General features: G+C 67.6%; 21 protein-coding genes. 8 read left to right on the top strand and 13 right to left on the bottom strand.

Annotated elements, in window-relative coordinates; all coding sequences use genetic code 11:
- Nucleotides 1-203: 203 nt before the first annotated feature.
- The 4 genes from GGR48_RS16800 to GGR48_RS16785 form a co-directional block, all read right to left on the bottom strand.
- Nucleotides 204-1334, bottom strand: coding sequence for a GNAT family N-acetyltransferase (locus tag GGR48_RS16800; protein WP_183952990.1), 1131 nt, complete (start codon nt 1332-1334; stop codon nt 204-206).
- Nucleotides 1335-1554: 220 nt separating this feature from the next.
- The gene (locus GGR48_RS16795) at nt 1555-2019 is read right to left on the bottom strand and encodes a RidA family protein (protein WP_183952989.1); all 465 of its coding nucleotides are present in this window, start codon (nt 2017-2019) and stop codon (nt 1555-1557) included.
- Nucleotides 2020-2052: 33 nt separating this feature from the next.
- The gene (locus GGR48_RS16790; protein WP_183952988.1) at nt 2053-2679 is read right to left on the bottom strand and encodes an HAD family hydrolase; all 627 of its coding nucleotides are present in this window, start codon (nt 2677-2679) and stop codon (nt 2053-2055) included.
- Complete coding sequence (locus tag GGR48_RS16785) at nt 2676-2918, bottom strand: DUF3572 family protein (protein WP_183952987.1); 243 nt, start codon at nt 2916-2918, stop codon at nt 2676-2678. The genes GGR48_RS16790 and GGR48_RS16785 overlap by 4 nt, the downstream gene beginning before the upstream one ends.
- A 66-nt stretch (nt 2919-2984) precedes the next feature.
- On the opposite strand from GGR48_RS16785, the gene GGR48_RS16780 reads away from it, so the two are divergent.
- Entirely contained in the window at nt 2985-3347 is a 363-nt protein-coding gene (locus tag GGR48_RS16780) for a response regulator (protein WP_183952986.1), read from the top strand.
- 245 nt (nt 3348-3592) lie between these two features.
- Here the strand turns inward: GGR48_RS16780 and GGR48_RS16775 are convergent, their stop codons facing one another.
- Entirely contained in the window at nt 3593-4813 is a 1221-nt protein-coding gene (locus tag GGR48_RS16775) for an argininosuccinate synthase (protein ID WP_058734783.1), read from the bottom strand.
- Between the two features lie 160 nt (nt 4814-4973).
- On the opposite strand from GGR48_RS16775, the gene GGR48_RS16770 reads away from it, so the two are divergent.
- Nucleotides 4974-5348 carry an EF-hand domain-containing protein gene (locus GGR48_RS16770; RefSeq protein WP_206362425.1) on the top strand — a complete coding sequence of 125 codons (375 nt, stop codon included), beginning with the start codon at nt 4974-4976 and terminating at the stop codon, nt 5346-5348.
- A gap of 761 nt (nt 5349-6109) precedes the next feature.
- Here the strand turns inward: GGR48_RS16770 and GGR48_RS16765 are convergent.
- Nucleotides 6110-7477, bottom strand: coding sequence for an ammonium transporter (locus GGR48_RS16765; protein ID WP_183952984.1), 1368 nt, complete (start codon nt 7475-7477; stop codon nt 6110-6112).
- Nucleotides 7478-7491: 14 nt separating this feature from the next.
- Entirely contained in the window at nt 7492-7830 is a 339-nt protein-coding gene (locus tag GGR48_RS16760) for a P-II family nitrogen regulator (RefSeq protein ID WP_183952983.1), read from the bottom strand.
- A gap of 225 nt (nt 7831-8055) precedes the next feature.
- Between GGR48_RS16760 and GGR48_RS16755 the strand changes: the two genes are divergently transcribed.
- Entirely contained in the window at nt 8056-8832 is a 777-nt protein-coding gene (locus tag GGR48_RS16755) for a formate/nitrite transporter family protein (protein ID WP_183952982.1), read from the top strand.
- A 131-nt stretch (nt 8833-8963) separates the two neighbouring features.
- On the opposite strand, the gene tldD is transcribed toward GGR48_RS16755, so the two are convergent.
- Together tldD and GGR48_RS16745 are read right to left on the bottom strand one after the other, a co-directional pair.
- Nucleotides 8964-10397: a metalloprotease TldD gene (tldD, locus tag GGR48_RS16750; protein ID WP_183952981.1), complete on the bottom strand. Its 1434-nt coding sequence runs from the start codon at nt 10395-10397 to the stop codon at nt 8964-8966.
- Nucleotides 10398-10846: 449 nt separating this feature from the next.
- Nucleotides 10847-11080: a zinc-finger domain-containing protein gene (locus GGR48_RS16745; protein ID WP_183952980.1), complete on the bottom strand. Its 234-nt coding sequence runs from the start codon at nt 11078-11080 to the stop codon at nt 10847-10849.
- Nucleotides 11081-11169: 89 nt separating this feature from the next.
- On the opposite strand from GGR48_RS16745, the gene GGR48_RS16740 reads away from it, so the two are divergent.
- Nucleotides 11170-12102, top strand: a complete 933-nt coding sequence (locus GGR48_RS16740; protein WP_183952979.1) for an ABC transporter ATP-binding protein — start codon at nt 11170-11172, stop codon at nt 12100-12102.
- Between the two features lie 300 nt (nt 12103-12402).
- Here the strand turns inward: GGR48_RS16740 and GGR48_RS18350 are convergent, their stop codons facing one another.
- Nucleotides 12403-13152, bottom strand: a complete 750-nt coding sequence (locus GGR48_RS18350) for an energy transducer TonB (protein ID WP_183952978.1) — start codon at nt 13150-13152, stop codon at nt 12403-12405.
- A 120-nt stretch (nt 13153-13272) separates the two neighbouring features.
- Between GGR48_RS18350 and nadB the strand changes: the two genes are divergently transcribed.
- The 4 genes from nadB (at nt 13273) to GGR48_RS16715 (ending at nt 21190) form a co-directional block, all read left to right on the top strand.
- Nucleotides 13273-14850 carry an L-aspartate oxidase gene (gene nadB, locus GGR48_RS16730; protein WP_183952977.1) on the top strand — a complete coding sequence of 526 codons (1578 nt, stop codon included), beginning with the start codon at nt 13273-13275 and terminating at the stop codon, nt 14848-14850.
- A 241-nt stretch (nt 14851-15091) separates the two neighbouring features.
- Nucleotides 15092-16228: a serine hydrolase gene (locus GGR48_RS16725; protein ID WP_183952976.1), complete on the top strand. Its 1137-nt coding sequence runs from the start codon at nt 15092-15094 to the stop codon at nt 16226-16228.
- 482 nt (nt 16229-16710) lie between these two features.
- Nucleotides 16711-19485 carry a DNA polymerase I gene (polA, locus tag GGR48_RS16720; RefSeq protein ID WP_183952975.1) on the top strand — a complete coding sequence of 925 codons (2775 nt, stop codon included), beginning with the start codon at nt 16711-16713 and terminating at the stop codon, nt 19483-19485.
- A gap of 190 nt (nt 19486-19675) precedes the next feature.
- Entirely contained in the window at nt 19676-21190 is a 1515-nt protein-coding gene (locus tag GGR48_RS16715; RefSeq protein ID WP_183952974.1) for a lipopolysaccharide biosynthesis protein, read from the top strand.
- Between the two features lie 128 nt (nt 21191-21318).
- Here the strand turns inward: GGR48_RS16715 and purH are convergent, their stop codons facing one another.
- The 3 genes from purH to rpe all read right to left on the bottom strand — a co-directional run bounded on the left by purH (nt 21319) and on the right by rpe (nt 25524).
- Nucleotides 21319-22938 (bottom strand): bifunctional phosphoribosylaminoimidazolecarboxamide formyltransferase/IMP cyclohydrolase, encoded by a 1620-nt coding sequence (purH, locus tag GGR48_RS16710; RefSeq protein ID WP_183952973.1) that lies wholly within the window; start codon nt 22936-22938, stop codon nt 21319-21321.
- 181 nt (nt 22939-23119) lie between these two features.
- Nucleotides 23120-24862 carry a heparinase II/III family protein gene (locus GGR48_RS16705; RefSeq protein WP_183952972.1) on the bottom strand — a complete coding sequence of 581 codons (1743 nt, stop codon included), beginning with the start codon at nt 24860-24862 and terminating at the stop codon, nt 23120-23122.
- A 5-nt stretch (nt 24863-24867) separates the two neighbouring features.
- Nucleotides 24868-25524 (bottom strand): ribulose-phosphate 3-epimerase, encoded by a 657-nt coding sequence (gene rpe, locus GGR48_RS16700; RefSeq protein WP_183952971.1) that lies wholly within the window; start codon nt 25522-25524, stop codon nt 24868-24870.
- Nucleotides 25525-25527: the final 3 nt, after the last annotated feature.

The raw sequence follows: 25527 nt of genomic DNA, 5'->3' as shown, positions 1-25527 counted from the left end.
CGGTGCGCGCGGCGCGGGCGGGGGGGGGCGCCAACCCGCCCCTTATCCCCCCCCCCCGCCCCGCCCCCCCCCCCCCCCCGGGGGGGGGGGGGGGGGGGGGGCCCCTCGCCTCACATTGCCCGCCTGTGGAAGAGCCCCACCCCCGGCCCCTCCCCTGAAGGGGAGGGGTGGGTTCACTCCATGTCATCCTGCTGTAAGCGGCGTCAGCCCCGCCGGAAGGGAGTGAGTTCGCCCAGGAACTCGCTTTCGGCGGCGATGGCCTCGCGTTCGCGCGCGACGAATTCGGCGACTGCGCGACGAAAGGCCGGGTGCGGGATGTAATGCGCCGAGTAGGTCGGCACGGGGACATAACCGCGCGCCAGCTTGTGTTCACCCTGCGCGCCCGCCTCGACCGTCTTCAGCCCGCGCGCGATGGCGGCGTCGATCGCCTGGTAATAGCAAAGCTCGAAATGGAGGAAGGGCACCTCCTCGGTCGCGCCCCAATAGCGGCCATAAAGCGTATCCGCGCCGATCAGGTTGAGCGCGCCCGCGATCGGCACGCCGTCCCGCTCGGCCAGGATCAGCAGCACCTTGTCGCCCAGCCGCTCGCCGATCCGGTCGAACGCCGCGCGGGTCAGATAGGGATGGCCCCATTTGCGGCGGCCCGTATCCTGATAGAAGGTCCAGAAGGCGTCCCAATGCTCCGAGCGGATTTCGCTGCCGGTCAGGTGGCGGATGGTCAGCCCTTCGACGGCGGCGGCGCGTTCCTTGCGGATCGCCTTGCGCTTGCGGCTGGCGAGCGCGTCCAGAAAGTCGTCGAAACTGGCATATCCGTCATTATGCCAGTGGAACTGCACGCCCTCACGGATCAGCCAGCCCGCCGCCTCGAAATACGGCAGTTGCTCGGGCGCGACGAAGGTGACGTGCGCGGAGGACAGCTCGTTCTGGTCGGTCACCGCCTCGATCGCGGCGATCAGCGCGGGCGCCAGCGCGGGGTCGCGCAGCAACAGGCGCGGGCCGGGGACCGGCGAGAAGGGCGCGGCGATCTGGAGCTTGGGGTAATAGCGTCCCCCCGCCCGCTCCCAGGCATCGGCCCAGCCATGGTCGAAGACATATTCGCCCTGGCTATGCGCCTTCAGATAGGCCGGGGCGATGGCGGCGGGCTGGCCGTCCGGGCCGTCGATGACGATCGGGGCGGGGGTCCAGCCCGAATGGCCACCGACGCTGTGCGATTCCTCCAGCGCGGTGAGGAAGGCGTGGGAGACGAAGGGGTTGGCGGTGCCCGCGCAGGCGTCCCACGCATCGGGGGGCAGGGCGGCAGCGCCGGACAGGATACGCGCGATGGCGGTGGTCATCGCGTCTGGATATGCGGTGTTGGGTGGGGTGGGACAAGGGGGTGGCGATGTCGCTTGGGGTGAGCAGCCCTCCCCGATCCCCTCCCGCCTGCGGGAGGGGTGCGGCTAGAAGCTAACGAGGAATCCCACCTCCAGCCAAACAACACGCCCCTCCCGCAGGCGGGAGGGGATGGGGGAGGGAAGGCCGCGAGCTATAAGCTCAACGACCCATCCCCAAAAATCACCCCAGCTCGACGATCGCGTCGACTTCCACCGCCGCCCCCAGCGGCAACACCGGCACGCCGACCGCCGAGCGCGCATGACGCCCGGCGTCGCCGAACAGCGACACCATCAGCTCGGACGCGCCGTTCGCCACCTTGGGCTGGTCGGTGAAGTCGCCCGCCGAATTGACGAACACGCCCAGCTTCACGATCCGCTTCACGCGCGACAGGTCGCCGCCGAGATGCTTCTTGATCTGCGCGACCAGCATCAGGCCGCACGCCTGCGCCGCCTTCTGCCCGTCGTCCAGCGAGACGCCCTCGCCCAGCCGACCGGTGACCAGCTGGCCATCGATAAAGGGCAGCTGGCCCGAAATGTGGAGAAGCCCGCCCGCCTCGACGACGGGGACATAGGCGGCGACGGGGGCGGCAGCCTCCGGCAGAGTGAGGCCGAGCTGCTCGAGCGCGCGATCGATATGCGTGGTCATGCGCGCAGACATGGCGCGGGGCCACCCCGCCGGTCAAGCCGTGGCGGGACGCCCCTCGGCGAAACGCGCGACGATCCAGCGTTCCGCCTCGCGCCAGTCGTCGATCCGCGCATGGGCGTGCGGCGCGGGGGCGACATGCGGCGCCATTTCGGGCTCGGACACCATGTGCAGCCGGTGGACCTGCGGGGCATGTTCGGCGACCGAGGCGTGATGCTGCGCCAGATCGTCGACGAAGACGGTGACGGGATCGCCATGCTCGGCGACCAGCCTGGCCACCGGCGCGCCCTTGCCGCCCGTATTGCACTGGACATGATGATGGATGCCGAAGCGCGCGAGCTGTTCGATGCGCGGGGTCCGGCACTCCTCGATCAAATTGGTCAGGATGACGATATCGGCCTGGGCAGCCAACGCGGCCAGCGCCTCGGCGGCGTGGGGTACCAGCGTCTGGCGCTCCATCTGGCCGGGGAAGAAGCCGTGCAGCAGATCCCAGGCATCGGCCTGGCTCGGCGCGGGGCCGCCGTCGCGCCGGGTTATCGATCCGAAGAAGTCATGGGTGTCGAGCGCGAAGTCCATGTCATGCGCCTCGTCCAGCCAGCTGCGGAAATGCCGCACCATATGAACCAGCACTTCGTCACAATCACAGATCAGCAGCGGCTTCATGCGTCCTCCAACACCCGGCGGGCGGCGACCAGCGCCTCGGGTCGTTCGTCCAGCGCGTCGGCACAGGCGACCAGATCGGCCTCGTGCGCCTCCAAAAAGGTCAGGATCGCGGCCAGCACCCCCGGCTCGCCCGCCCCTGCGCGCAGCTCGACGGGCGACAGGCCGGTCAGCGCCAGCAGGCGTTCGGCCCGTGCGGGGCTTTCCAGCGTCCAGACCAGCGCCTGAAGCGCCAGGTTCATGGCGCGCTCGATTGTATCCGGTGCGGGCATTGCCTATCGTCGTCCCTGGTGACTGGTGGAGCGGGCGTGGCAAGAAAGGTGCTCGTTGTCGAGGACAACGAACTCAATCTGAAACTCTTCTGCGACCTTTTGCGCGCGCACGGCTTCACCGCCGAGCCGGTGCGCGACGGGCGCGAGGCGGTCGCCTGCGCGCGCGAATTCCAGCCCGACCTGATCATCATGGACATCCAGATGCCGCACGTCACCGGCTATGAACTGATCCTGGAGCTAAAGGCGGACGAGGAGCTGCGCCGCATCCCCGTGATGGCGGTCACCGCCTATGCCAGCCGCGAGGACGAGGACCGCATCCGCGCGGCGGGCGCGGACGCCTATGTCTCCAAGCCGATCAGCCTGATGCGCTTCATGGAAGCGGTGAACGCGCTGCTCTAAGTATTTTCGGGGGTAAATCACCCCTCCCCTTCAGGGGAGGGGACGGGGGTGGGGCGCTTCCGCAAACCGTGCGCCTGTGGAGAGGCCCCACCCCAACCCCTCCCCTGAAGGGGAGGGGCTTGCCTTGGATTGATGCATACTCCCCGCGATCCAGCGCAACCGCCTTTCGCTCACCATCACCCCGAACGAAAAAGGGGCGGACAGGTCGCCCCGTCCGCCCCTTCCCTATCGCGGTCCGGCCGGAATCAGATCTGATCGCGACGGCCCAGTAGGCGCAGGCGCAGCGCGTTGAGCTTGATGAAGCCCGCCGCATCGCGCTGGTCGTACGCGCCCTGATCGTCCTCGAAGGTGACGACCTTTTCCGAATACAGGCTGTAGGGCGACTTGCGACCGGTGACGATCGCCTGGCCCTTGTACAGCTTCAGGCGAACGGTGCCGGTCACCTTTTCCTGGCTGTAGTTGACGGCGGCCTGCAGCATCTCACGCTCCGGCGAGAACCAGAAGCCGTTATAGACCAGCTCGGCATAGCGCGGCGCCAGTTCGTCCTTCAGGTGCGCCGCCCCCCGGTCGAGCGTGATCTGCTCGATACCGCGATGCGCCAGCGCATAGATGGTGCCGCCCGGCGTCTCGTACATGCCGCGGCTCTTCATGCCGACGAAGCGGTTCTCGACCAGGTCAAGGCGGCCGATGCCGTGCTTGCGGCCCAGCTCGTTCAGCTTGGTCAGCAGCGTCGCGGGCGAGCACGCCTCGCCGTTCAGCGCGACGCCGTCGCCACGCTCGAAATCGATGGTGATCGTTTCGGGCTGGTCGGGCGCGTCTTCCGGATTGACCGTGCGCGAATAGACGTAATCGGGGACCTCATCCCACGGGTCCTCCAGCACCTTGCCCTCGGACGAGGTGTGCAGCAGGTTCGCGTCGGTCGAGAAAGGCGCCTCGCCGCGCTTGTCCTTCGACACCGGGATCTGGTGCGCCTCGGCGAACTCGATCAGCTTGGTGCGGCTGGTCAGGTCCCATTCGCGCCACGGCGCGATGACCTTGATGTCGGGGTTGAGCGCATAATAGCCCAGCTCGAAGCGGACCTGGTCGTTGCCCTTGCCGGTCGCGCCGTGGCTGACCGCGTCGGCATTGACCATCTTGGCGATCTCGATCTGGCGCTTGGCGATCAGCGGCCGCGCGATCGAGGTGCCGAGCAGGTACAGCCCCTCGTAGAGCGCGTTGGCGCGCATCATCGGGAAGACGTAATCCTTGACGAACTCCTCGCGCAGATCGTCGATGAAGATATGCTCGGGCTTCACGCCCGCCATCTCCGCCTTCTTGCGTGCGGGCTCCAGCTCTTCGCCCTGGCCCAGATCGGCGGTGAAGGTCACGACCTCGCAGCCATAATGCTGCTGCAGCCACTTGAGGATAACGCTGGTGTCGAGGCCGCCCGAATAGGCGAGGACGACGCGCTTGATATCTTCGCTCACGGCAAAGTCCTTGATGAAGAGGGATGGATTTGACCCGGCCCCTATGCGCTGCGGCGCGTCCACGCAACCTTCGGTTGGCGTCGTTCCCCCGCTCGTTCATTGCGCCGACAGGCAAAGGCCGTCAGGAGCGGCGGTGATGATCCGTTCAGGAGCCTTTTCCATGACCCGTTTCCTCGTCGCCGGCCTGATCGCCGCCACGCTGGCCGTCCCCGCTCTGGCGCAGCAGGACACCCGCGCCTCCGCCGCCGCCAAATTCTCGCGCGAGTTCAAGGCGCGCGACACCAACAAGGACGGCGCGCTGTTCAAGGCCGAGGTGAAGGCCGCGATCCTGCGCATGGGCGCGGGCAAGCAGAAGATCGACGCGGTTCACGCCCAGCGCCTTGCCGACCTGTGGTTCGAAAAGGCCGATGCGAACAAGGACGGCAAGGTGACCGAGGCGGAGGCCCAGGCGCTGCTGTCGCGCACCTTCGACGAATATGAAGCGGCCAAGGCGGCACAGGCCAAGGCCCAGCCGGCGGGGCCGAAGGGGCGGTAAGGCCGCCTCCTTCGCTCCACCTACCCCACCTCCGTTCGCACTGAGCCCTTCGGCTGGCTGGCAAGCCAGCCGCTCAGGATAGACTTCGGCGCGTCGCCCCGAAGTCGAAGTGCACCCCCCGCCCTATCCGCGAGCGTAACCCCGTGCGCTTCGACTTCGCTCAGCGTGAACGGGGGTGGGGCCAGGAGTGGGCGTTACGCCGCTCACGCCCCATCAAGCGCAAACCGTCTCCCCAACCTCCGTTCCGCCTGAGCGAAGTCGAAGGCCACGCCCCGCCCTAGCCGCGAGCGCAACCCCGTGCGCTTCGACTTCGCTCAGCGTGAACGGGGGTAGGGATAGGAGTGGGCGTTACGCCGCTCACGCCCCATCAAGCGCAAGCCGTCCCCCAACCTCCGTTCCGCCTGAGCGAAGTCGAAGGCCACGCCACGCCCTAGCCGCGAGCGTGATCCCGTGCGCTTCGACTTCGCTCAGCGTGAACGGGGGTGTGGCCAAGAGCGGGCGTTACGCCGCTCACTACCCATCAAGCGCAAACTATCTCCCCAACCTCCGTTCCGCCTGAGCGAAGTCGAAGGCCACGCCCCGCCCTAGCCGCGAGCGTCATCCCGCGCACTTCGGCTTCGCTCAGTACGAACGGATGTCTGGAAATCCCCAAGACCCACCCACAAAAAAGGCCCGGTGCGTTGCCGCACCGGGCTTAGGTCGTCCGCAGGAGGAACATCGTGGGGAGCGGGGGTTCTCGTGCCCCCGCGCCCGATCAGAAATCAGTTGTAGGCACGCTCGCCATGCTCGCCGAGGTCGAGGCCTTCCTGCTCGACATCCTTCGAGACACGCAGGCCGGTCAGCGCCTTGGCGACATACATGGCGATCACGGTGCCGATCGTCGCCCAGACGATGGTGGTGACGACCGCGCCCAGCTGGACCAGCAGCTTGGCGCCCATGTCGTAATCCGCCGCACCCGGACCGCCCAGCGCGGGCGAGTAGACCACGGCGGTGCCGATCGCACCGACCATGCCGCCGATGCCGTGCACGCCGAAGGCGTCGAGCGCATCGTCATAGCCGAGCTTGGGCTTGAGCACCGACACCGCATAGAAGCAGATCACGCTGGCGATGCCACCGAGCACGATCGCGCCGAACGGCCCCGAATTGCCCGCCGCCGGGGTGACCGCGACCAGACCCGCCACGATGCCCGAGCAGAAGCCCAGCGCCGAGCCCTTATGCCCCGCCACACGCTCGGCGAGCATCCAGAACAGGCCACCGCTGGCGGTCGCGACGAAGGTGTTGATCATCGCCAGACCCGCCGAGCCATTGGCCTCCAGCGCCGAGCCGGCATTGAAGCCGAACCAGCCGACCCAGAGCAGGCCGGTGCCGACACCGGTCAGCGTCAGCGAGTGCGGCGGCATCGGTGTGGTCGGATAGCCGAGACGCTTGCCAAGGATCAGCGAGGCGACCAGCGCCGAGACGCCGGCGTTGATGTGCACCACCGTGCCGCCCGCGAAATCGAGCGCGCCCGCCTTGAAGAACAGGCCCGACGCCGCCCACACCATGTGCGCGATGGGGAAATAGGTGATGGTCAGCCACACCGCGACGAACGCCATCACCGCCGAGAACTTCATCCGCTCGACCACCGAGCCCAGGACCAGCGCGGCGGTGATGGCGGCGAAGGTCATCTGGAAACAGATGAAGACATATTCGGGGATCTCGACCCCGGCGGTGAAGGTCGCCGCCTGGCTGGCGGGCGTGACGCCCTTCAGGAACGCCTTGCCCAGACCGGCGATGAAGTTGGACGCGCCCCCCGACACGTCCGGCCCGAAGGCCAGGCTATAGCCGTACATCACCCAGATCAGCATCGCGAGGCAGGCGGCCGCGCCGATCTGGGTCATGGTGGACAGCATGTTCTTGGCGCGGGTCAGGCCGCCGTAGAACAGCGCCAGGCCCGGCAGGATCATCATCATGACCAGCACGGTCGAGGTCATCATCCAGGCGGTGTCGCCCTTGTTCACCGTCGCGGCGGGCGCGGCGGTGGCGGGCGACTGGAGCGCGGCGGCGTCCTGCGCCCAGGCGGGCAAGGCGGCGAAGAGGGCGATGCCAAGGCCGGTCGCCCCGCTCGCCAGACGCGTGAGGTGCTTCATCAAATCCCCCCTTCTCAAAGCGCGGAGTCGTCGGTTTCGCCGGTGCGGATACGCACGGCCTGACCGACGTCGAGCATGAAGATCTTGCCGTCGCCGATCGCACCGGTGTTGGCGGCGGACTGGATGGCTTCGACGACGCGGTCGGCGATCTCGGTGGCACAGACCACCTCGATCTTGATCTTGGGCACCATGTTGGTGCTGTACTCGGCCCCGCGATAGATTTCGGTCTGCCCCTTCTGGCGTCCGAACCCCTTGACCTCGGTGACCGTCATGCCCGCCACACCCAAGGTGGTCAGTGCCTCGCGCACTTCGTCCAGCTTGAACGGCTTGATGATGGCAATGATCAGCTTCATTGCGCCCCCTTTGCGTTACCTGCCGACATGATCTGCAAAGGGTGTGCCAGTTCATAAAGTGGTGACTTTTCCGCATCGGCACCATGCGACGGCCGGCAATGGCCGGATTTCGGGCGTCAAAAAATCAGCACGACGCGACCGCTGCCCAATTTTCGGGCACGCACAGGGAGCAAAGCCGCCCGCCACCGGTTGGCCTGTCGACAAGCGACAGGCAGGGAGAGGATCATGGCCGACACGACCGGCGAACCACTGGCCGACACGGTGGCCGATGCACTGGCCGAGCGCGGATCGGCGGGGACGATGCCGGCGCTGTGGCTGGGCATCGCGGCGGGGTTGCAGATCGGCTTTGGCGGGATCGCCTATCTGGTCGCGAGCGCCGGCATGCCATCGGGCGCGGGTGCGACGCATCTGCTCGCCGGGCTGGCCTTTTCCGCCGGACTGATGCTGGTGATGGTGACCGGTGCGCATCTGTTCACCGGCCATGCCATGCTGTCGCTACCGCTCGCCCAAGGCCGCGTGACGGGGGCCGGCCTGGCCAGGGCGCTGGGGCTGGTGTGGCTCGCCAATCTGGTCGGCAGCCTGATCGTCGTTGCGCTGTTCGTCGCGGCGGGCGGGGCGGAAGGCGTGGACGGCGCGGTCGCCGCCATCGCGCGCGAGACCGCGATGTCCAAGGTCGCCAAGTCGGGCGGCACGCTGATCGCCTCGGGTATCCTCGCCAATATGCTGGTCTGCCTCGCGGTCTGGATGGCGAGCGGGGCGACGACGGTCGCGGGCAAGATCGTCGCGGTGATCGCGCCGATCACGCTGTTCGTTGCCGCCGGGCTCGAACATTCGATCGCGAACATGACGCTGCTGCCGCTCGGCTGGGCGCTTGATCCGGCGGCGGTGCCGATCAGCGGGATTGCGCGTAATCTGGCGCTGTCGACGCTGGGCAACCTGATCGGCGGCGGCGCGATCGCGCTGTTACTGGGTGCGGGGCACGGGGCGTTCGAGCGCAACTGATCCTCCCCGGTGCGGGGAGGGGGACCGCCGCGAAGCGGTGGTGGAGGGGGCGTGCCGCGCAGGACGTTCCTTGCCGAAGCCCCCCTCCGTCAGCGCTTCGCGCTGCCACCTCCCCGTACCGGGGAGGATGTTTACGCCGCCAGCGCGGTCCCGCCGACCGTCAGCCCCTCGACCAGCAGAGTCGGCTGGCCCACACCGGCGGGCACGCTCTGGCCGCCCTTGCCGCAGACCCCGACGCCCTCGTCCAGCGCGAAGTCGTTGCCGATGCCCTTCACCTTGGTCAGCACGCTGGGGCCGTCGCCGATCAGCGTTGCGCCCTTGATCGGCGCGCCGAGCTTGCCGTTCTCGATGCGGTAGGCCTCGGTGCACGAGAAGACGAACTTGCCCGACACGATGTCGACCTGCCCGCCGCCGAAGGACTTGGCGAAGATGCCGTTCTTGACGCGCGACAGCAGCTCGGCGGGATCGTCCTGCCCACCCTTCATGAAGGTGTTGGTCATGCGCGGCATCGGCGCATGGGCAAAGCTCTCGCGGCGGCCATTGCCGGTCGGCGCGACGCCCATCAGCCGGGCGTTGAGGCGGTCCTGCATATAGCCCTTCAGGATGCCGTCCTCGATCAGCATGACCTCGCGCGTCGGCGTGCCCTCGTCATCGATCGACAGCGAACCGCGCCGATCGGCGAGGCTGCCGTCATCGACCACGGTGACGCCGGGTGCCGCGACCCGCTCGCCGATGCGGCCCGAAAAGGCCGAGGTGCCCTTGCGGTTGAAGTCGCCTTCCAGCCCATGCCCGATCGCCTCGTGCAGCAGCACGCCCGGCCAGCCCGGCCCGAGCAGCACGGTCATTTCACCCGCAGGTGCGGCGACCGAGTCGAGATTGACCAGCGCCTGGTTGAGCGCGACGTCGATGCCGCGCTCCCATGTCTCGCGGGCGACGAGGCGGTCGTACAGGTAGCGCCCGCCGATGCCGAAGCTGCCCGTCTCGCGCCGACCATTTTGCTCGACCACGACCGAGATATTGAGCCGCACCAACGGCCGGACATCGGTGGCGACGAAGCCGTCGGCGCGGACGATCTCGACCACGCTCCAGCTGCCCGACAGGCCGACCGACACCTGCACCACGCGCGGGTCGCGCGCACGGGCGGCAGCGTCGATGGTCTGACACAGCGACACCTTCTCGGCAAAGGGGATCAGGTCGAGCGGATCGGTCGCGGTGTAGAGATGCCGGTTGGTCCCCTGCGGCGGGGGTGCGGCGGCACCCTTGGCGGGATCGATCAGCGCCATGGTCTGCGCGGCGCGCTGGATCGCGGCTTCCGACAGTTCGTTGGCGTGCGCGAAGGCGGTCATCTCGCCCGACACCGCGCGCAGGCCGAAGCCGGAATGGGTGTCGTAGCTGGCCGTCTTCAGCCGCCCGTCGTCGAAGCCGAACGCTTCCGAGCGCTTATACTGCAGGTAAAGCTCGCCATCGTCCGCGCGCGACAGGGCTTTGGCGGTGAGGTGCAACGCGGCGTCGGGGTCCAGCGTGTCGCGGTAGAGGAACGAGCGGGGATCGAGAGGCGAGGTCATCGCCAGGATATAGGATGCCCGGCCAGGGTTTGAAACTCCAAGCCGCCCCCCTCTTCTTCTCCCCTCCCGCAGGCGGGAGGGGCCGGGGGAGGGCATGGGGTCTCACCGAGATTGTGGCTTGGGGCGTTCCCTCCCCCATCCCAGTTTCAGGTAAACGATGCCCAGCATCGTTTAGGTCATGCCGGGGGCATGACCGACCTGAAACTCGTCTACGGGAGGGGCGTGAGTCTCATGCGCGTATATGCTTAGGACGGATCGACATTCAGCCTATTCCTCCCCTGTAAGGGGAGGTGGCAGGCCGAAGGCCTGACGGAGGGGTGTCCCGGTTGCAAGTCTGGACCTCGCCTCGCCACCGGGGACACCCCTCCACCATGCTACGCATGGTCCCCCTCCCCTTACAGGGGAGGAAGTTGCGCCCCTCTAGGCTGAATGTCGATCGGACCTAGTGCTTAACGCCCGGCGCCGTCGCCGTGATCCGGCAGGCTCGCCTGATCCGCACCGTCCGCCGGCCCGCCGATCAGCACGAAACGGCGATCGCAGTATCCGCAATCGACATAGCCGGTCTCGTCGATCTGTAACCACACGCGCGGATGGCCGAGCGCGGCGCCGCCCGGAATATCGGTGGCACCGTCGCAAGCGACGCGGGTCTGGGTGACGCGGGTGGTTTCGGGCGGCGGCAACATAGGCTCTCGCGATAGCAAGGCGTGGGGCACCGTGCAATTCCCGAAAACTCGGCTTGGCCTCGCGCGCCCACGGGCCTATCTCCGGCGCCATGACCGCCTCCACAGACGCCGCCATCTCGATCCAGGGCATCGCCAAGACCTATCAGGGCGGCAAGCGCGCGCTCGACGGGGTCAGCTTCGACGTGCCGAGGGGGCAGATTTTCGGGCTGCTGGGCCCCAACGGCGCAGGGAAATCGACGCTCATCAACATCCTGGCGGGGCTGGTGATGAAGACCGAAGGCTCGGCGTCGATCTGGGGCTTCGACATCGACCAGCATCCGCGCAACGCCAAGGCGTCGATCGGGATCGTCAATCAGGAGATCTTGTTCGACCCCTTCTTCACGCCGCTGGAGACGCTGGAGATCCAGGGCGGGCTGTACGGCGTGCCCAAGGCGCAGCGCCGCTCGATGGAGCTCCTGCGCGCGGTGCATCTGGAGGACAAGGCCAACGCCTATTCGCGCACCCTGTCGGGCGGCATGAAGCGCCGGCTGATGGTCGCCAAGGCGATGGTCCATTCGCCGCCGGTGCTGGTTCTCGACGAACCGACGGCGGGTGTGGACATCGAGCTTCGCCAGCAACTCTGGGCCTATGTCCGCTCGCTCAACGAACAGGGCGTGACGGTGGTGCTGACGACGCACTATCTGGAAGAGGCCGAGGAGCTGTGCGACCGGATCGCGATCATCAACCATGGCCGGCTGGTCGCCAACGAACCGACCCGGGAACTGGTCGGCAAGGCGCAGGAAAAAATTGTGGCCGTCACAGTCGACCGCGACGTCGCGGCGGTGCCCGACCATGCCAGCTTCGGCAAGATTGTCCTGAAGGGTGCCCGCACGCTAGAGATCACCTATGCCAAGGACAAGGTGAATGCCGGCCAAGTGCTCGCGGCGGTGCAGGCGGACGGGTATGGGATCGTCGACGTCTCGACCAAGGAAGCCGATCTGGAGGATGTGTTCCTGTCGCTGACCCGGAGTGTGGGGGCCTGAGGCCAGCAGATTCCCTTGGCCTTCGACTTCGCTCAGGCTGAACGGGGTTTGGGACAGAGGGATTTTGTTCGCGCGGGGGACGCGGAGGTGTCTGGTGCTGGGAGATGACACCCCTAGCCCATCACGTTCGCGATGAATGGCGTTTAGAAGAGCAGAAGCCCAACATCTCTGCGTCCTCCGCGCCTCCGCGCGAACCTCTTCTTCCCAAACCCCGTTTCAGGCTGAGCCCTTCGGCTAGCTGGCAAGCCAGCCGCTCAGGATAAACTTCGGCGCATCGCGCCGAAGTCGAAGCCCACGCCCTCACCGCTCGTCCCGCACCCGTTCCAGCACCCAGTCCTGATTCACGACGATGATCGACCGCACCGGCCGCCCATCGGCATCACGGGACGGATCATAGCGGTATCGCTGCTCGATCAGCCGGCACGTCGTCTCGTCGAGCGCGGCGTTGCCGCTGCTCTGAGTCACCACACAGCCGCTGACCCGGCCATCGACATTGACGAAATAGCGGACCTGCACCGTCCCGCTCGCCCCCGCATCGGCGGCGGCTTCGGGATAGTCCGAATCCTTGATCCGCCCCTTGATCCGGCGCGGCGGGGTTTCCTCGCCATAACCATCGCCGTCCCCTGAGCCGCCGCTGCCCGTGCCGTTACCGACGCCACCCGCCCCCGTGCCCGGCCCGAGCCGGTCGGACGCGCCCTGGCTGGCGTCATTCCCGACCCCCGCCACCGGCGCGACGACGACCGGCGTCACCGGCGGCGGGAGCACGACGATCGGCGGCGGCGCGACGACTTCGGTCGCCTGCGAGCGGATATTGGGGGGCGCGGCGGCCCCGCGCGGGCGGTTCGTCCGCACCTTCTTGGGCTGGATACGTGGCGGCGGCGGGGGTGCGGGCGGAGTCACGTCGAAACTGTCGAGCGCGGCGGCCGGCAAGCCGGGCCGCGGCGCATAGCCCAGCCCGATCACCAGCGCATAGCCAAGTCCCGCCACGATCACTCCTGTGGGGATGCCTGCGCGCAGACGGTCGCGCCAATCGGGTCGGGCCAGCGGCATGCATGGTGAGGTGGGAAGACCCGTGCATCATCGCAAGGCGCGGAACCCCCTGTCCTCTCCACGCCATCCATGTCACAGGGCGGTCATGTATCCCCGTTCCGCGCCCCAAGGAGCCCGCGCATGACCGAATCCGATATCCTGATCGTCGGATCGGGCGCGGCGGGGCTGACCGCAGCGCTGAACCTGGCCGACCGGTTCAAGGTGACGGTGCTGGCCAAGGGCAAGCTGAACGAAGGCTCGACCGCCTGGGCGCAGGGCGGGATCGCCGCCGTGCTGGAACCCGGCGACACCTTCGACAGCCATATCGAGGATACGATGGTCGCGGGTGCGGGCCTGAACGACCGCGCCACCGTCGAATTCGTGGTCGAGAACGCGCCGGCCGCGATCGAGCGGTTGCAAAAGCTGGGCGTGCCCTTCGCGACCGAGGGCAACATGCTCCATCTGACGCGCGAGGGCGGGCATTCGCACCGTCGCATCGTGCATGTCGCGGACGCGACCGGCTGGGCCGTGCTCGACGCGCTGCTGAAGGCGGCGGACGCGCATCCCAACATCACCATGGTCCCCGATCAGGTCGCGATCGACCTGGCGACCAGCCGTCACGAGATGCGCTATTCGGGGGCGGGCCATGTCTGGGGCATCTATGCCGTCGACCGGCGGACGGGACGCGTGGTGGTGCACAAGGCGCGCGCGACGATCCTGGCAACCGGGGGCGCGGGGCGCACCTATCAATTCTCGACCGCGCCCAAGGGGGCGACTGGGGACGGCATCGCCATGGCCTGGCGCGCCGGCGCGCGCGTGTCGAACATGGAATTCATGCAGTTCCACCCGACCTGCCTCTACAACACCCAGGTCAAGAATTTCCTGATTACCGAGGCGGTTCGCGGCGAAGGCGGCCATTTGAAAATCCCCGAGACCGGCCACCGCTTCATGCCGGACCTGGACCCGCGCGCCGAACTCGCCCCGCGCGACATCGTGGCGCGCGCGATCGACCATGAGATCAAGCGGCTGGGCCTGGATTACGTCCATCTTGACATCAGCCACCAGTCACCCGCCTTTGTCCGCGAGCATTTCCCCAACATCCACGAAAAGCTGCTGAGCCTGGGCATCGACATGACGGTGCAGCCGATCCCGGTCGTGCCCGCCCAGCACTATACCTGTGGCGGCGTCATCGTGGACCGCGACGGACGCACCGATCTGCCCGGCCTGTATGCGGCGGGCGAAGTCACCCAGTCGGGTCTGCATGGTGCAAACCGCCTGGCCTCCAACTCGCTGCTCGAATGCTTCGTCTATGGCGAGGCCTGTGCAAACCATATCGCGCAGCATTGGGACGACCTGCCCCCGCCCCCGGCCATCCGCGCCTGGGACGAAAGCCGCGTCACTGATTCGGATGAAGAGGTGGTCATCAAGCAGAACTGGACCGAAATCCGCCGCTTCATGTGGAATTATGTCGGCATCGTGCGGACCACTAAGCGGCTGGAACGCGCGCAGCACCGCATCCGCATGCTGACCGACGAGATCAACGACTATTACGGCCATTTCCGCGTCACGCCCGACCTGATCGAGCTGCGCAACCTGCTCCAGACCGCCGAACTGATCGTCCGCTGCGCGCTTCACCGTAAGGAAAGTCGCGGACTCCACTATACGCTCGATTATCCGGAGACGCTGCCAGAGGCGGTCGACACGATCCTGATCCCGTAAGGCAAAACCTGATTCCTCCCCTGCAAGGGGAGGTGGCAGGGCGAAGCCCTGACGGAGGGGTGTCCCGCTATCGAGAGGGGTGACACCCCTCCGACGCGCTCCGCGCGCCACCTCCCCTCGCAGAGGAGGAATTGGAAGGTTTCGCATCTTGTCGCGCTCACGCGGCCTTTCGTCGCAAGGCCCATGCGGGGGGATTTCCCCAAATCGGTCAACACGTAAAGATAGCGATATTCAGCGGGGTATGGCGGTGACGAAGCGAGTATTGGGCGGCGGGCTGCGTATCTGGCCTGTCGGGTTTCTTCTGGCTCTGGCGGCGTGCGGCACCGATACGCGCCCCGGCACCACCACCTACATCCCCAGCGCGCCCGAGCCGCAGGTGGCGGTCTCGATGCCGCTGCCCCCGCCCCGCCCCAGCCGCGCGCCGACCGCCCCCGCCGGACTGGTCAGCACGATCAACAGCCTGTCCGCCGGTTTCTCGGGCAAGAAGGGGATCGCCGTCCGCGCGGTCGATGACGGCTGGACGGTCGAGGTCGGCGGACGCCAGCGTCTGCCGCAGCAATCCGTCTCCAAGCTGTGGGTGGCGATCACCCTGCTCTCCTTACGCGACCAGGGCCGCGCGCGCCTCGACGAGCCGATCGTCGTCCGGCGCGAGGACCTGACCCTGTTCCACCAGCCGATCGCGATGCTGGTCAAGGGCGACGGCTATCACACCACGGTCGGCGAACTGCTCACCCGCGCGCTGACCCAGAGCGACAATACCGCCAATGACCGGTTGCTGACCTATGTCGGCGGGCCGCAGGCGGTGCGCACGATGATCGCCAACAAGCGGCTGGGCGACATCCGCTTCGGCCCGGGCGAGCGGCTGCTCCAGGCCAAGACCGCAGGGCTCACCTGGCAGCCCGCCTTCGCGGCGGCTGGCGCGTTCCAGGCGGCGCGCAACCGGCTCGACCCGGCGGCACGGACGGCGGCGCTCAACGCCTATGTCAGCGATCCGCCGGATGGCGCCGCACCGATCGCCATCGCCGATGCGCTCGCCCGGCTGGCGCGCGGCGAGCTGTTGTCGGAGACCTCGACCCGCATCCTGATCGACACGATGGAGGCTTCGCGCACCGGCCATGCCCGCCTGCGCGCCGCCGTGCCATCGGGCTGGACCATCGCGCACAAGACCGGCACCGGCCAAGACCTGGGCCGCCGCAATGCGGGCTTCAACGATGTCGGCCTGCTGACCGCCCCCGACGGCCGCCGCTTCGCCATCGCGGTGATGATCGGCGACACGACTGAGGATATTCGCAAGCGGCAACAGTTGATCCAGAATGTCGCGGCTGCGGTGGCGGAGGCGGCGGGGCCGCCAAGAGGGCCGGTGGCGGTGGCGAACTGATCGGAGCGGATAAAAGATTTCGCTTAGGATCGGCCGTTCGTCAGACCCGCCTTATGCAGAGCCGCGCGGGCTCGAAAGCGGATACGGGCGCAACGTTCGCGCTGGTCTGCATCAGCGTCCTCCGAACAGTCACACCTTTTGGATAGCCAATCCAAATCGGATGGGTCCAACCAAAGCGCGACACGACCAATTTCGCGTTCCGCGTCATCATTTGTTGGTTTGATCCCATTTTCCATAGTCAGCCTATCTTCCCTACCCCACCGCACCATTGTTCTTCATGAGCGCGTTGTAAAACCCGTCATCCGGGGATGACCGCTTACACGCCACCAAAGATCGAGCTTTTGTGACGTCCGATCCACACGTCCTTCCACGCTGACGTCATAGGTGGAAAGGCCCAGCGTGGCCCATCCGCCACATGCCCCAAAAACCACTCATAACAGGGGCTGTTTACCCTCTCTCTGTTCCGCTAAACCGCGCGCATCATGCCCCATCTCTATCTCGTCGACGGCTCCGGCTATATCTTCCGCGCCTATCACCGCCTGCCGCCGCTGACGAACAAGCATGGCGAGCCGGTGGGGGCGGTCTATGGCTATACCACCATGCTCTGGAAGCTGGTGGACGAGATCAACGCCGCCGATGGGCCGACCCATATGGCGGTGGTCCTCGACAAGTCGTCCAAGACCTTCCGCAACGAGATGTACGACCAGTATAAGGCGCACCGGCCCCCGCCCCCGCCCGATCTGGTCCCCCAATTCCCGATGATCCGCGACGCCACCCGCGCCTTCTCGCTGCCCTGCATCGAGGAGATGGGGCTGGAGGCCGACGACCTGATCGCCTGCTACGCCCGCGCCGCGATGGCGCAAGGGTGGCAGGTCACAATCGTCTCGGGCGACAAGGACCTGATGCAGCTGGTCGAGGATGGCAGCCTCGACATGCTCGACACGATGAACAATCGGCGTCTGGGCGAATCTTACGTCCAGGAGAAGTTCGGCGTGGGCCCCAAGCAGCTGGGCGACGTGCTGGCGCTGATGGGCGACAGCGTCGACAACGTGCCGGGCGTGCCGGGTGTGGGGCCGAAGACCGCCTCCAAGCTGATCGTCGAGCATGGCGACCTGGAGTCCGTCCTGGCCGCCGCACCCGAGATGAAGAAGGGCAAGCTGCGGGACAATCTGATCGAGCATGCCGAGAATGCCCGGCTGTCGAAGCGGCTGGTCACGCTGGAATGCAATGCGCCGCTGCCGCAGCCGCTGGAGGAACTGGCGCTGCACCCGACGATCCCGGATGCGCCGCTGCGCGCCTTCCTGGAGCATCACGGTTTCCGCTCGCTGATCGCCAAGATGGGCCAGATTACCGACGACGCCGCGCCCGCCCCCGCCACCGGGGAAGCCCCGCCTTCCGCCCCGATGGACGATGACGAGCCGTGCAATCTCGACGGCTATGTCACGGTGCAGGACCTGGAGACGCTCGACCAGTGGGTCGCGGAGGCGCAGGCCCAGGGCTTCGTCGCGATCGATACCGAAACCAGCTCGACCGACGCCACCCAGGCCGAACTGGTCGGGGTCAGCCTGGCACTCGCACCCAACAAGGCGTGCTATATCCCGCTCGGGCATGGCGGCACCGATCTGCTGGCCGAAGTGCCGGTGCAGATTCCGGTCGCCGAAGCCTTGGCGCGGATCAAGGCGCTGTGCGAGGACCCCTCGGTCCTCAAGATCGGCCAGAACCTGAAGTTCGACATGATCGTGCTGGGCGAGCGCGGCATCGCCATCGCGCCGCATGACGACACGATCGTGATGAGCTTCGACCTTGATGCGGGGCTGCACGGCCATGGCATGGACGAACTGGCCGCCACCCACCTGTCGCACACCTGCCTCGCCTTCAAGGAGGTGGTCGGCACCGGCAAGAAACAGCTCGTTTTCCACGAGGTCGATCTTAAGACCGCCACCCGCTACGCCGCCGAGGATGCCGACGTCACGCTGCGGCTGTGGAAGCGGTTCAAGGCGCGGCTTCCCATGGAGCAGGCGACCCGCGTGTACGAGATGGTCGACCGGCCGCTGGTGCCGGTGATCGCGGGCATGGAGCGGCGCGGGATCAAGGTCGATCGCGAGCGGTTGTCGCAACTCTCGACCGAGTTCGCCGGACAGATTGCGGCCCTCGAGGGCGAAATCCATGCGATGGCGGGCACCCCCTTCACCATCGGCAGCCCCAAGCAGCTGGGCGAAATCCTGTTCGACCGGCTGGGCCTGAAGGGCGGGCGCAAGGGCAAGTCGGGCGTTTACTCAACGGACGTGACCGAACTCGAACGCCTGGCCCGCGATGGCGGCGAGGCGGCGGAGATCGTCCGCAAGATCCTGGAATGGCGCCAGCTGTCCAAGCTCAAGAGCACCTATACCGACGCGCTCCAGGCGCAGATCAACCCCAGGACGGCCCGTGTCCATACCAGCTACAGCCTGACCGGCGCGCAGACCGGGCGACTCTCCTCGACCGAGCCGAACCTCCAGAACATCCCGATCCGCACCGAGGTCGGGCGACAGCTGCGCGAGGCGTTCATCGCCGAGGACGGCCATGTCCTGATCGCCGCCGACTATTCGCAGATCGAGCTGCGGCTGGCCGCGCACATGGCCGATGTGCCTGCGCTGCGCGATGCGTTTGCCAATGGCGACGACATCCACAGCCTGACCGCCAAGGAGCTGTTCGGCGAGGTCAATCGCGATACGCGCGGACGGGCCAAGACGATCAACTTCGCCATCCTCTACGGCATTTCGCGCTGGGGGCTGGCGGGCCGCCTCGACGTGTCGGCGGACGAGGCGCAAGCCATGATCGACCGCTATTTCGAGCGCTTCCCCGGCATCAATCGCTATATCGCCGAGACGCTGTCGAGCGTGCGCGAGAAGGGCTTCACCGAGACGCTGTTCGGCCGCAAGACGCATTTTCCGCGCATCGCCTCGCGCAACCAGGGCGAGCGCCAGGGCGCCGAGCGCGCCGCGATCAACGCACCGATCCAGGGGACCAGCGCCGACATCATCAAGCGCGCCATGGTCCGCATGGAACCCGCGCTCGCCGCCGCAGGGCTCGGCCATGTGCGGATGCTGCTCCAGGTGCATGACGAACTCGTCTTCGAAGCGCCCGAAGCCGATGCCGAAGCGGCGGGCAAGGTCATCCGCGACGTCATGGCGGGTGCGGCCGAACCGGCGGTGTCGCTGTCGGTGCCGCTGGGCGTCGAAATCGGGGTCGGCAAGAATTGGGGGGCGGCGCATTGATCCGTGGATATGCCAATCCTCCCCAAACTCTGCTTGGGGAGGGGGACCATGGCGATAGCCATGGTGGAGCGGCACTCCGTTCCGAGATGATGGCGCCCCTCGCGACCGGTGACACCCCTCCGTCAGGCCTTTGGCCTGCCACCTCCGCTTACAGGGGAGGGCAAATGACCTCAGGACCCCGCACCCGCTAATGGCGCAAAGCCAGGACATCGATACGCTCGCCAAGGGGGGGCGCACCAATATCGCGGGCTTCGTCCTGCGGCTGGCGGCGCGCATCCCCTTTCTGTTCATCGCGGGGCGCATCTATGGCCCCGATCTGGTCGGGCGGTTCGCCATCGCGGTGGTGGTGGTCGAACTGGCGGCGCTGCTCGCGACGCTGGGGATGAAGCGCGGGCTGGCGCAGGCGCTCGCCTCGACCGAGCGGCCGCATGCGCATGTCGTGTGGGATGCGATGGCGCTGGCCTTCCTCGCCTCGATCGCGGCGAGCTGTTTCCTGTTCCTCTTCCCCGAGCTGGTCTATCCCAACAGCGCGATCAGCGGGCTCGACCGCTGGCTGCCCGCGATCATCGTCGCCATCGCCTGGTCCGATGTCAGCCTGGCCGCGCTCGCCTATCGCCTGAACGTCAAGGCGGCAGTGACCGCGCGCGCGGTGGTCGAACCCTGGACGGTGTCGATCGCCGCCTGGCTGTTTTCCTTCTTCACGATCCGCGACGGGCTGGTCCTGTCCTATGTCGCCTCGATGAACGCGGCGATGATCGCCAGCCTGGTGCCGTTCCTGCGCAGCTATGGCCTGCCGCGCGGCTGGACGCCGCAGCTGTCGCGCGTCTTCGCGCTCGCCCGCGCCAATGCGCCACTGGCCGGGGCCGACGCACTGGAATGGGGCACGCGCAACGTCGACCGCTTCATCCTGGGCGTGATGTTCGAGCCGCGCATCGTCGGCATCTATTATATGGCGCAGCAGGTCTCCTCGCTGCCGCAGAAGCTGAAGACCAGCTTCGACCCGATCCTCGGCCCCGTCATCACCCAGAGCCTGGCCAATGGCGACATGGCCGCCATCGCGCGACAGGTACGCCAGGTCGCGTTCTGGATCATCGCGGCGCAGGGGTGCCTGGCGCTGATGGGATCGATTCCGGGCGAGGCGGTGATGGGCGTGGTCGGCCCGCAATTCGTCTCGGGCACCGCCGCGCTCGCCTTCCTGCTGTTCGCCGAGCTGCTGGCCTCGACGGGGGCAGTGTGCGAGTCGGCGCTGGTCTATACCGCGCGGCACCGCAACCTGATGATCTCGGTCGCGATGCTGGGGGTGCAGATCGGCCTCAGCTTCGCGCTGATCCTGGGGATGCGGTCGCTCGGCTGGCCCGAGACCTGGGCGGCGGCGGGACCGGCGGTGGCGCTGGCGGTCAGCGTCACGCTGACCTCGATCCTGAAGGCGCGGACGCTGGCGAGTATCCTGAAGGCGCCGGTTTCGCCCTTCCGCTGGCCGCTGATCTGGGCGGCGCTGGCCGCGACGCTGGTCGGGGGCGCGTTCACGCTGCTGCCCAAGCGGCTGGAATGGGCCGAGCTGCTATTCGGTGAGCCGGCGATCGCGGCGACCTATCTGCTGATCCTATGGCGCTGGGCCTTCGGCCCGGCGGACCGCGCGCTGTTCGGCAAGGCCCCGCGCGCCGAAGAGGCGACGCTGCCGCATGCGGGCGGGATCACGCGGTAACTTTTTCCTCCCCGGTACGGGGAGGTGGCAGTCCGAAGGACTGACGGAGGGGTGTCACCATCAGCGGCGACACCCCTCCACCACCGCTTCGCGGCGGTCCCCCTCCCCTTACAGGGGAGGAATGACACTCAATGCCGGAAGTGGCGCATGCCGGTGAACACCATCGCCAGGCCCGCCTCGTCGGCCGCCGCGATGACCTCGTCGTCGCGGATCGAGCCGCCCGGCTGGATCACCGCCGTCGCGCCCGCCTCGACCGCCGCGAGCAGGCCATCGGCGAAGGGGAAGAAGGCATCCGACGCGACCGCCGAGCCGATGGTGCGCGGTTCCGCCCAGCCCGCCTTCTCGGCGGCGTCCTTGGCCTTCCACGCGGCGATGCGCGCCGATTCCAGACGGTTCATCTGGCCCGCGCCGACGCCTGCGGTCGATCCGCCCTTGGCATAGACGATCGCGTTCGATTTCACATGCTTGGCCACCGTCCAGGCGAAGCGGCAATCGGCCAGCTCCTGCTCCGTCGGCGCACGCTTGGTGACGACCTTCAGCATGTCGTCGGTTAGGCGGCCATTGTCGCGGCTCTGGACGAGGAGACCGCCGGCGATCGACTTCATCATCAGCCCCGCGCGCGCCGGGTTAGGCAGTTCACCCGACAGCAGCAGGCGCAGATTCTTCTTCCTGGCGAAGATCGCACGCGCCTCGGCGCTCGCGTCCGGGGCCACCACGACCTCGGTGAAGATGCCCGAAATCGCTTCGGCCGTCTCGGCGTCGAGCGGACGGTTGCAGGCGATGATGCCACCGAACGCCGACACCGTGTCGCAGGCGAACGCCGCCTGATAGGCCTCGATCAGCGTCTCGCCGCTCGCCACGCCGCAGGGGTTGGCGTGCTTGACGATGACGACGGTCGGCGGGCCGTCGATGAATTCCGACACCAGCTCCAGCGCGGCGTCAGCGTCGTTCAGGTTGTTGTAGCTCAGCGCCTTGCCCTGCAGCTGCTCGGCCTGTGCGATGCCCTGACCGCCCTTTTGCGGCAGATAGAGCGCGGCGACCTGATGCGGGTTCTCGCCGTAACGCAGCGTCTCGGGGTGCTTGGTGAAGGCCAGCGGCAGGGTCGTCGGGAAGGCCTCGCCCTGGTCGGCAAAGGCGAACCACTGTGCGATCGCCGAGTCATACGCGGCCGTGGCGGCGAAGGCCTTGGCGGCGAGGCGCTGACGGGTCTTCAGCGTCGAGGCGCCGTCATGGGCGGCCAGATCGGCGAGGAAGTCGGCATAGTCGGCGGGGTCGGTCAGGATCGACACATAGCCATGGTTCTTGGCGGCCGAACGGACCATCGACGGGCCGCCGATATCGATATTCTCGATGATCTCGGGGCGCTCGGCACCCTTAGCCACCGTCTGCTGGAAGGGGTAGAGATTGACCACCACCAGGTCGATCGCGCCGATGCCATGCTCGGTCATCGCGGCGGCATGGGCGGGGTCGTCGCGCACCGCGAGCAGGCCGCCATGGACCATCGGGTGCAGCGTCTTGACCCGGCCGTCCATCATCTCGGGGAAGTTGGTGACCTCGGAGATGTCGCGCACCGGCAGGCCGGCGTCACGGATCGCCTTGGCGGTGCCGCCGGTCGAGACCAGATCGACCCCGCGCTCGGCCAGCGCGCGGGCTAGGTCGATGACGCCGGTCTTGTCGGACACCGACAACAGCGCGCGGCGAACCGGCACCAGATCGACGGAGGGAGCGGTGGGGAGCGAAACGGCCATCGGGCAGCGGGTCCTGATACTGGGAGGAGTTTGCGGACCCGATAGACTCCGATTTGCCGAAGCGCAAAATGTGATTCGGGGAGGACTGTCCACAGCCCGTCATTGCGAGCGTAGCGAAGCAATCCAGAGTCCCGCGCTGGACGCTCTGGATTGCTTCGCTATGCTCGCAATGACGAAAAGGTCACAGCGCCCGCTTGAACGCCCAGCTGACATGCGCGCCGCCCGCTGGCGTTTCGCCCGTGACCACCAGCTGCTGCGTCGGCACCGGCCGCCCGGTGCCGTCGATCCACAGCGACTCCTCGATCGCCAGCGTGCCGCCGCGACAACGGAATTGCCACAGCGCGCCGTCGTCGAGCCGCAGGATCGCCTGCCCACTCTCGGCAGTCACCATCGCCTCGACCCCGTCGCCGAGGTGGAAGCGGAGCGCGAAATTGGTGCTGCCCGCCTGCCGCTTGCGGCCTTCCGGCAAGAGCGCATCCTCGCCCCGCAATTCGCGCCCGTCGCCGGTCAGCAGCAGTTGGCGACGATGGGTGAAGCCATAGCGGCGGACATAGCCGTCATGGCTCGCCTCGATCCGGCTGGCCGCGTCCGATTCCTGGCGGCTGAGTTCCACCTGGGCGACGCCGCGCCCCAGCGTGCCGTCGGCATGGATCGCGGTGGAGTTGCTGTCACCCAAGGTCAGCGTCGAATGCGCCGCCGTGGTGCGCAGCCCGTGCGCGAGGCTGGCGGGCACCTGCGCCACGGTCGCGCGCGCGCCGCCACAATTGACGACGATCCGCTGCGTCCCGTCCGAAAACTCGAACGCCAGCGTCGAGGCGCAGCCACCCTCGATCGCGCGCGCGATCGGCGGGGGCGCGGCGTCCATGATCAGCACCGCCTGCGCCGCCGCCAGCCGCTGATAGCCCCAGTCACCCGCCTGGCGCAGCGGCCGGGTACGCACGCCCGACGCCTCGATGACCGCCGCGATCCGCTCGGGCGTTTCGGGGCCGGAACCCTGCCAGCTCGACAGCGACCGGTCACCATGCATGACGCCGAGCAGCGCCGAGATCATCTTCTGGAGCCGCGCCTGGAAATGCTCGGGAAACACCAGCCCGCGCGCGTCATAGACTTCGCGCATCATGGTCAGCAGCATGACCGCATCGAGCTGCACCGCCGGGCTGCGCGCGATGACGCCGCCATCGCCGAATAGCCCGCTGTCCAGCGCGCGGTTCAGCCCCGCCTCGCCAAAGGCCTGGCGCGGATCGCCGCCCGCCAGCAACAGGCCCGCCGCGACCACGCCGCACCATGCCGCGATCCGCGCGACGCCCGGGGGCGCCTTGTCCGCACCGCGATCGAGATGCCGCGCCCCGCGCGCCATCGTGTTGAGCACGCGCGAGCGATAGACGAGATCGGTCGACGACAGGATCAGCGGCGCATGCGCGGTCCAGAACAGGATGCGCCGCCCCCACAGATCGGGCCGCCAGGCGGTGGCGTCGACCGTCTCGGCAAAGGCGTCGAGCCAGCGGCCCATCAGATATTCGGCGATGGGCGCACCCTGCGCCCGCGTCGCGACGGTCGACAGGTCGCGCAGCCAGGCGAAGCTGTGCAGATGATCGGCGAAACCGCTCGACCAGTCGGGATGGGCGAAATCGATCGATTCGACCCCGCGCTCCTCGCCGCGCCAGTCGAGGACGCCGCCGAGCAGAGCATGGCCGCGTTCGATATCACCCAGCACCGGGTCCTCGGGCACCGCCATCAGTTTCAGCGGATGCCGCCCCTTCAGCCGCAGCGAATGGAGCGGGGTGCGCCAGGTCAGCCGGTGGAGATGCTCGCTCAACCGGTCGGCGAGCGACAGCCCGCCGCCGCCGACCCGGACCAGCCTCTTGCCTTCCTCGATGCTGTCGGCGCCCTGCGCGGTCGCGCCGCCGTCCGTCGCTTCGCGCATTCCGATCAGCCGCGCAGGGCGGCGATGTTGGCGGCGTATTGTGATGGCCCGCCCCGGAAGGCCGCCGTCCCCGCGACCAGCGCATCGGCGCCCGCCTCGATACAGCGCTTCGCCCAATGCGGGTCGACCCCGCCATCGACCTCCAGGTCGATCGCGCGGCCCGAATGGTCGATCATCTTGCGGATCGCCGCGATCTTCTTGAGCTGGCTCTCGATGAAGCTCTGCCCGCCGAAGCCGGGGTTCACGCTCATGACGAGGACCAGGTCGACCATGTCGATCAGATAGTCGAGCATCTTGGCCGGCGTACCGGGGTTCAGCACGACGCCGGCGCGCTTGCCCAGCCCCTTGATATGCTGGACCGTGCGGTGGATGTGCGGCCCCGCCTCCGGATGCACGGTGATCGTGTCCGCCCCCGCCTCGGCAAAGGCATCCAGATAGGCGTCGATCGGCGCAATCATCAGATGCACGTCGAACGGCTTGGTCGTGTGCGGGCGCAACGCCTTCACCACCGCCGGGCCGATCGTGATGTTGGGCACGAAATGCCCGTCCATCACATCGATGTGAATCCAGTCGGCGCCGGCGGCGTCGATGGCGCGGACTTCCTCGCCCAGCTTGGCGAAATCGGCGGACAGGATGGAGGGAGCGATACGGACCGGGAGCATGGC

This window comes from Sphingomonas pseudosanguinis (assembly GCF_014196255.1).
In the GTDB taxonomy this organism is placed as follows: Bacteria; Pseudomonadota; Alphaproteobacteria; order Sphingomonadales; family Sphingomonadaceae; genus Sphingomonas; species Sphingomonas pseudosanguinis.
This window is presented reverse-complemented; position numbering and strand designations above follow the sequence as displayed.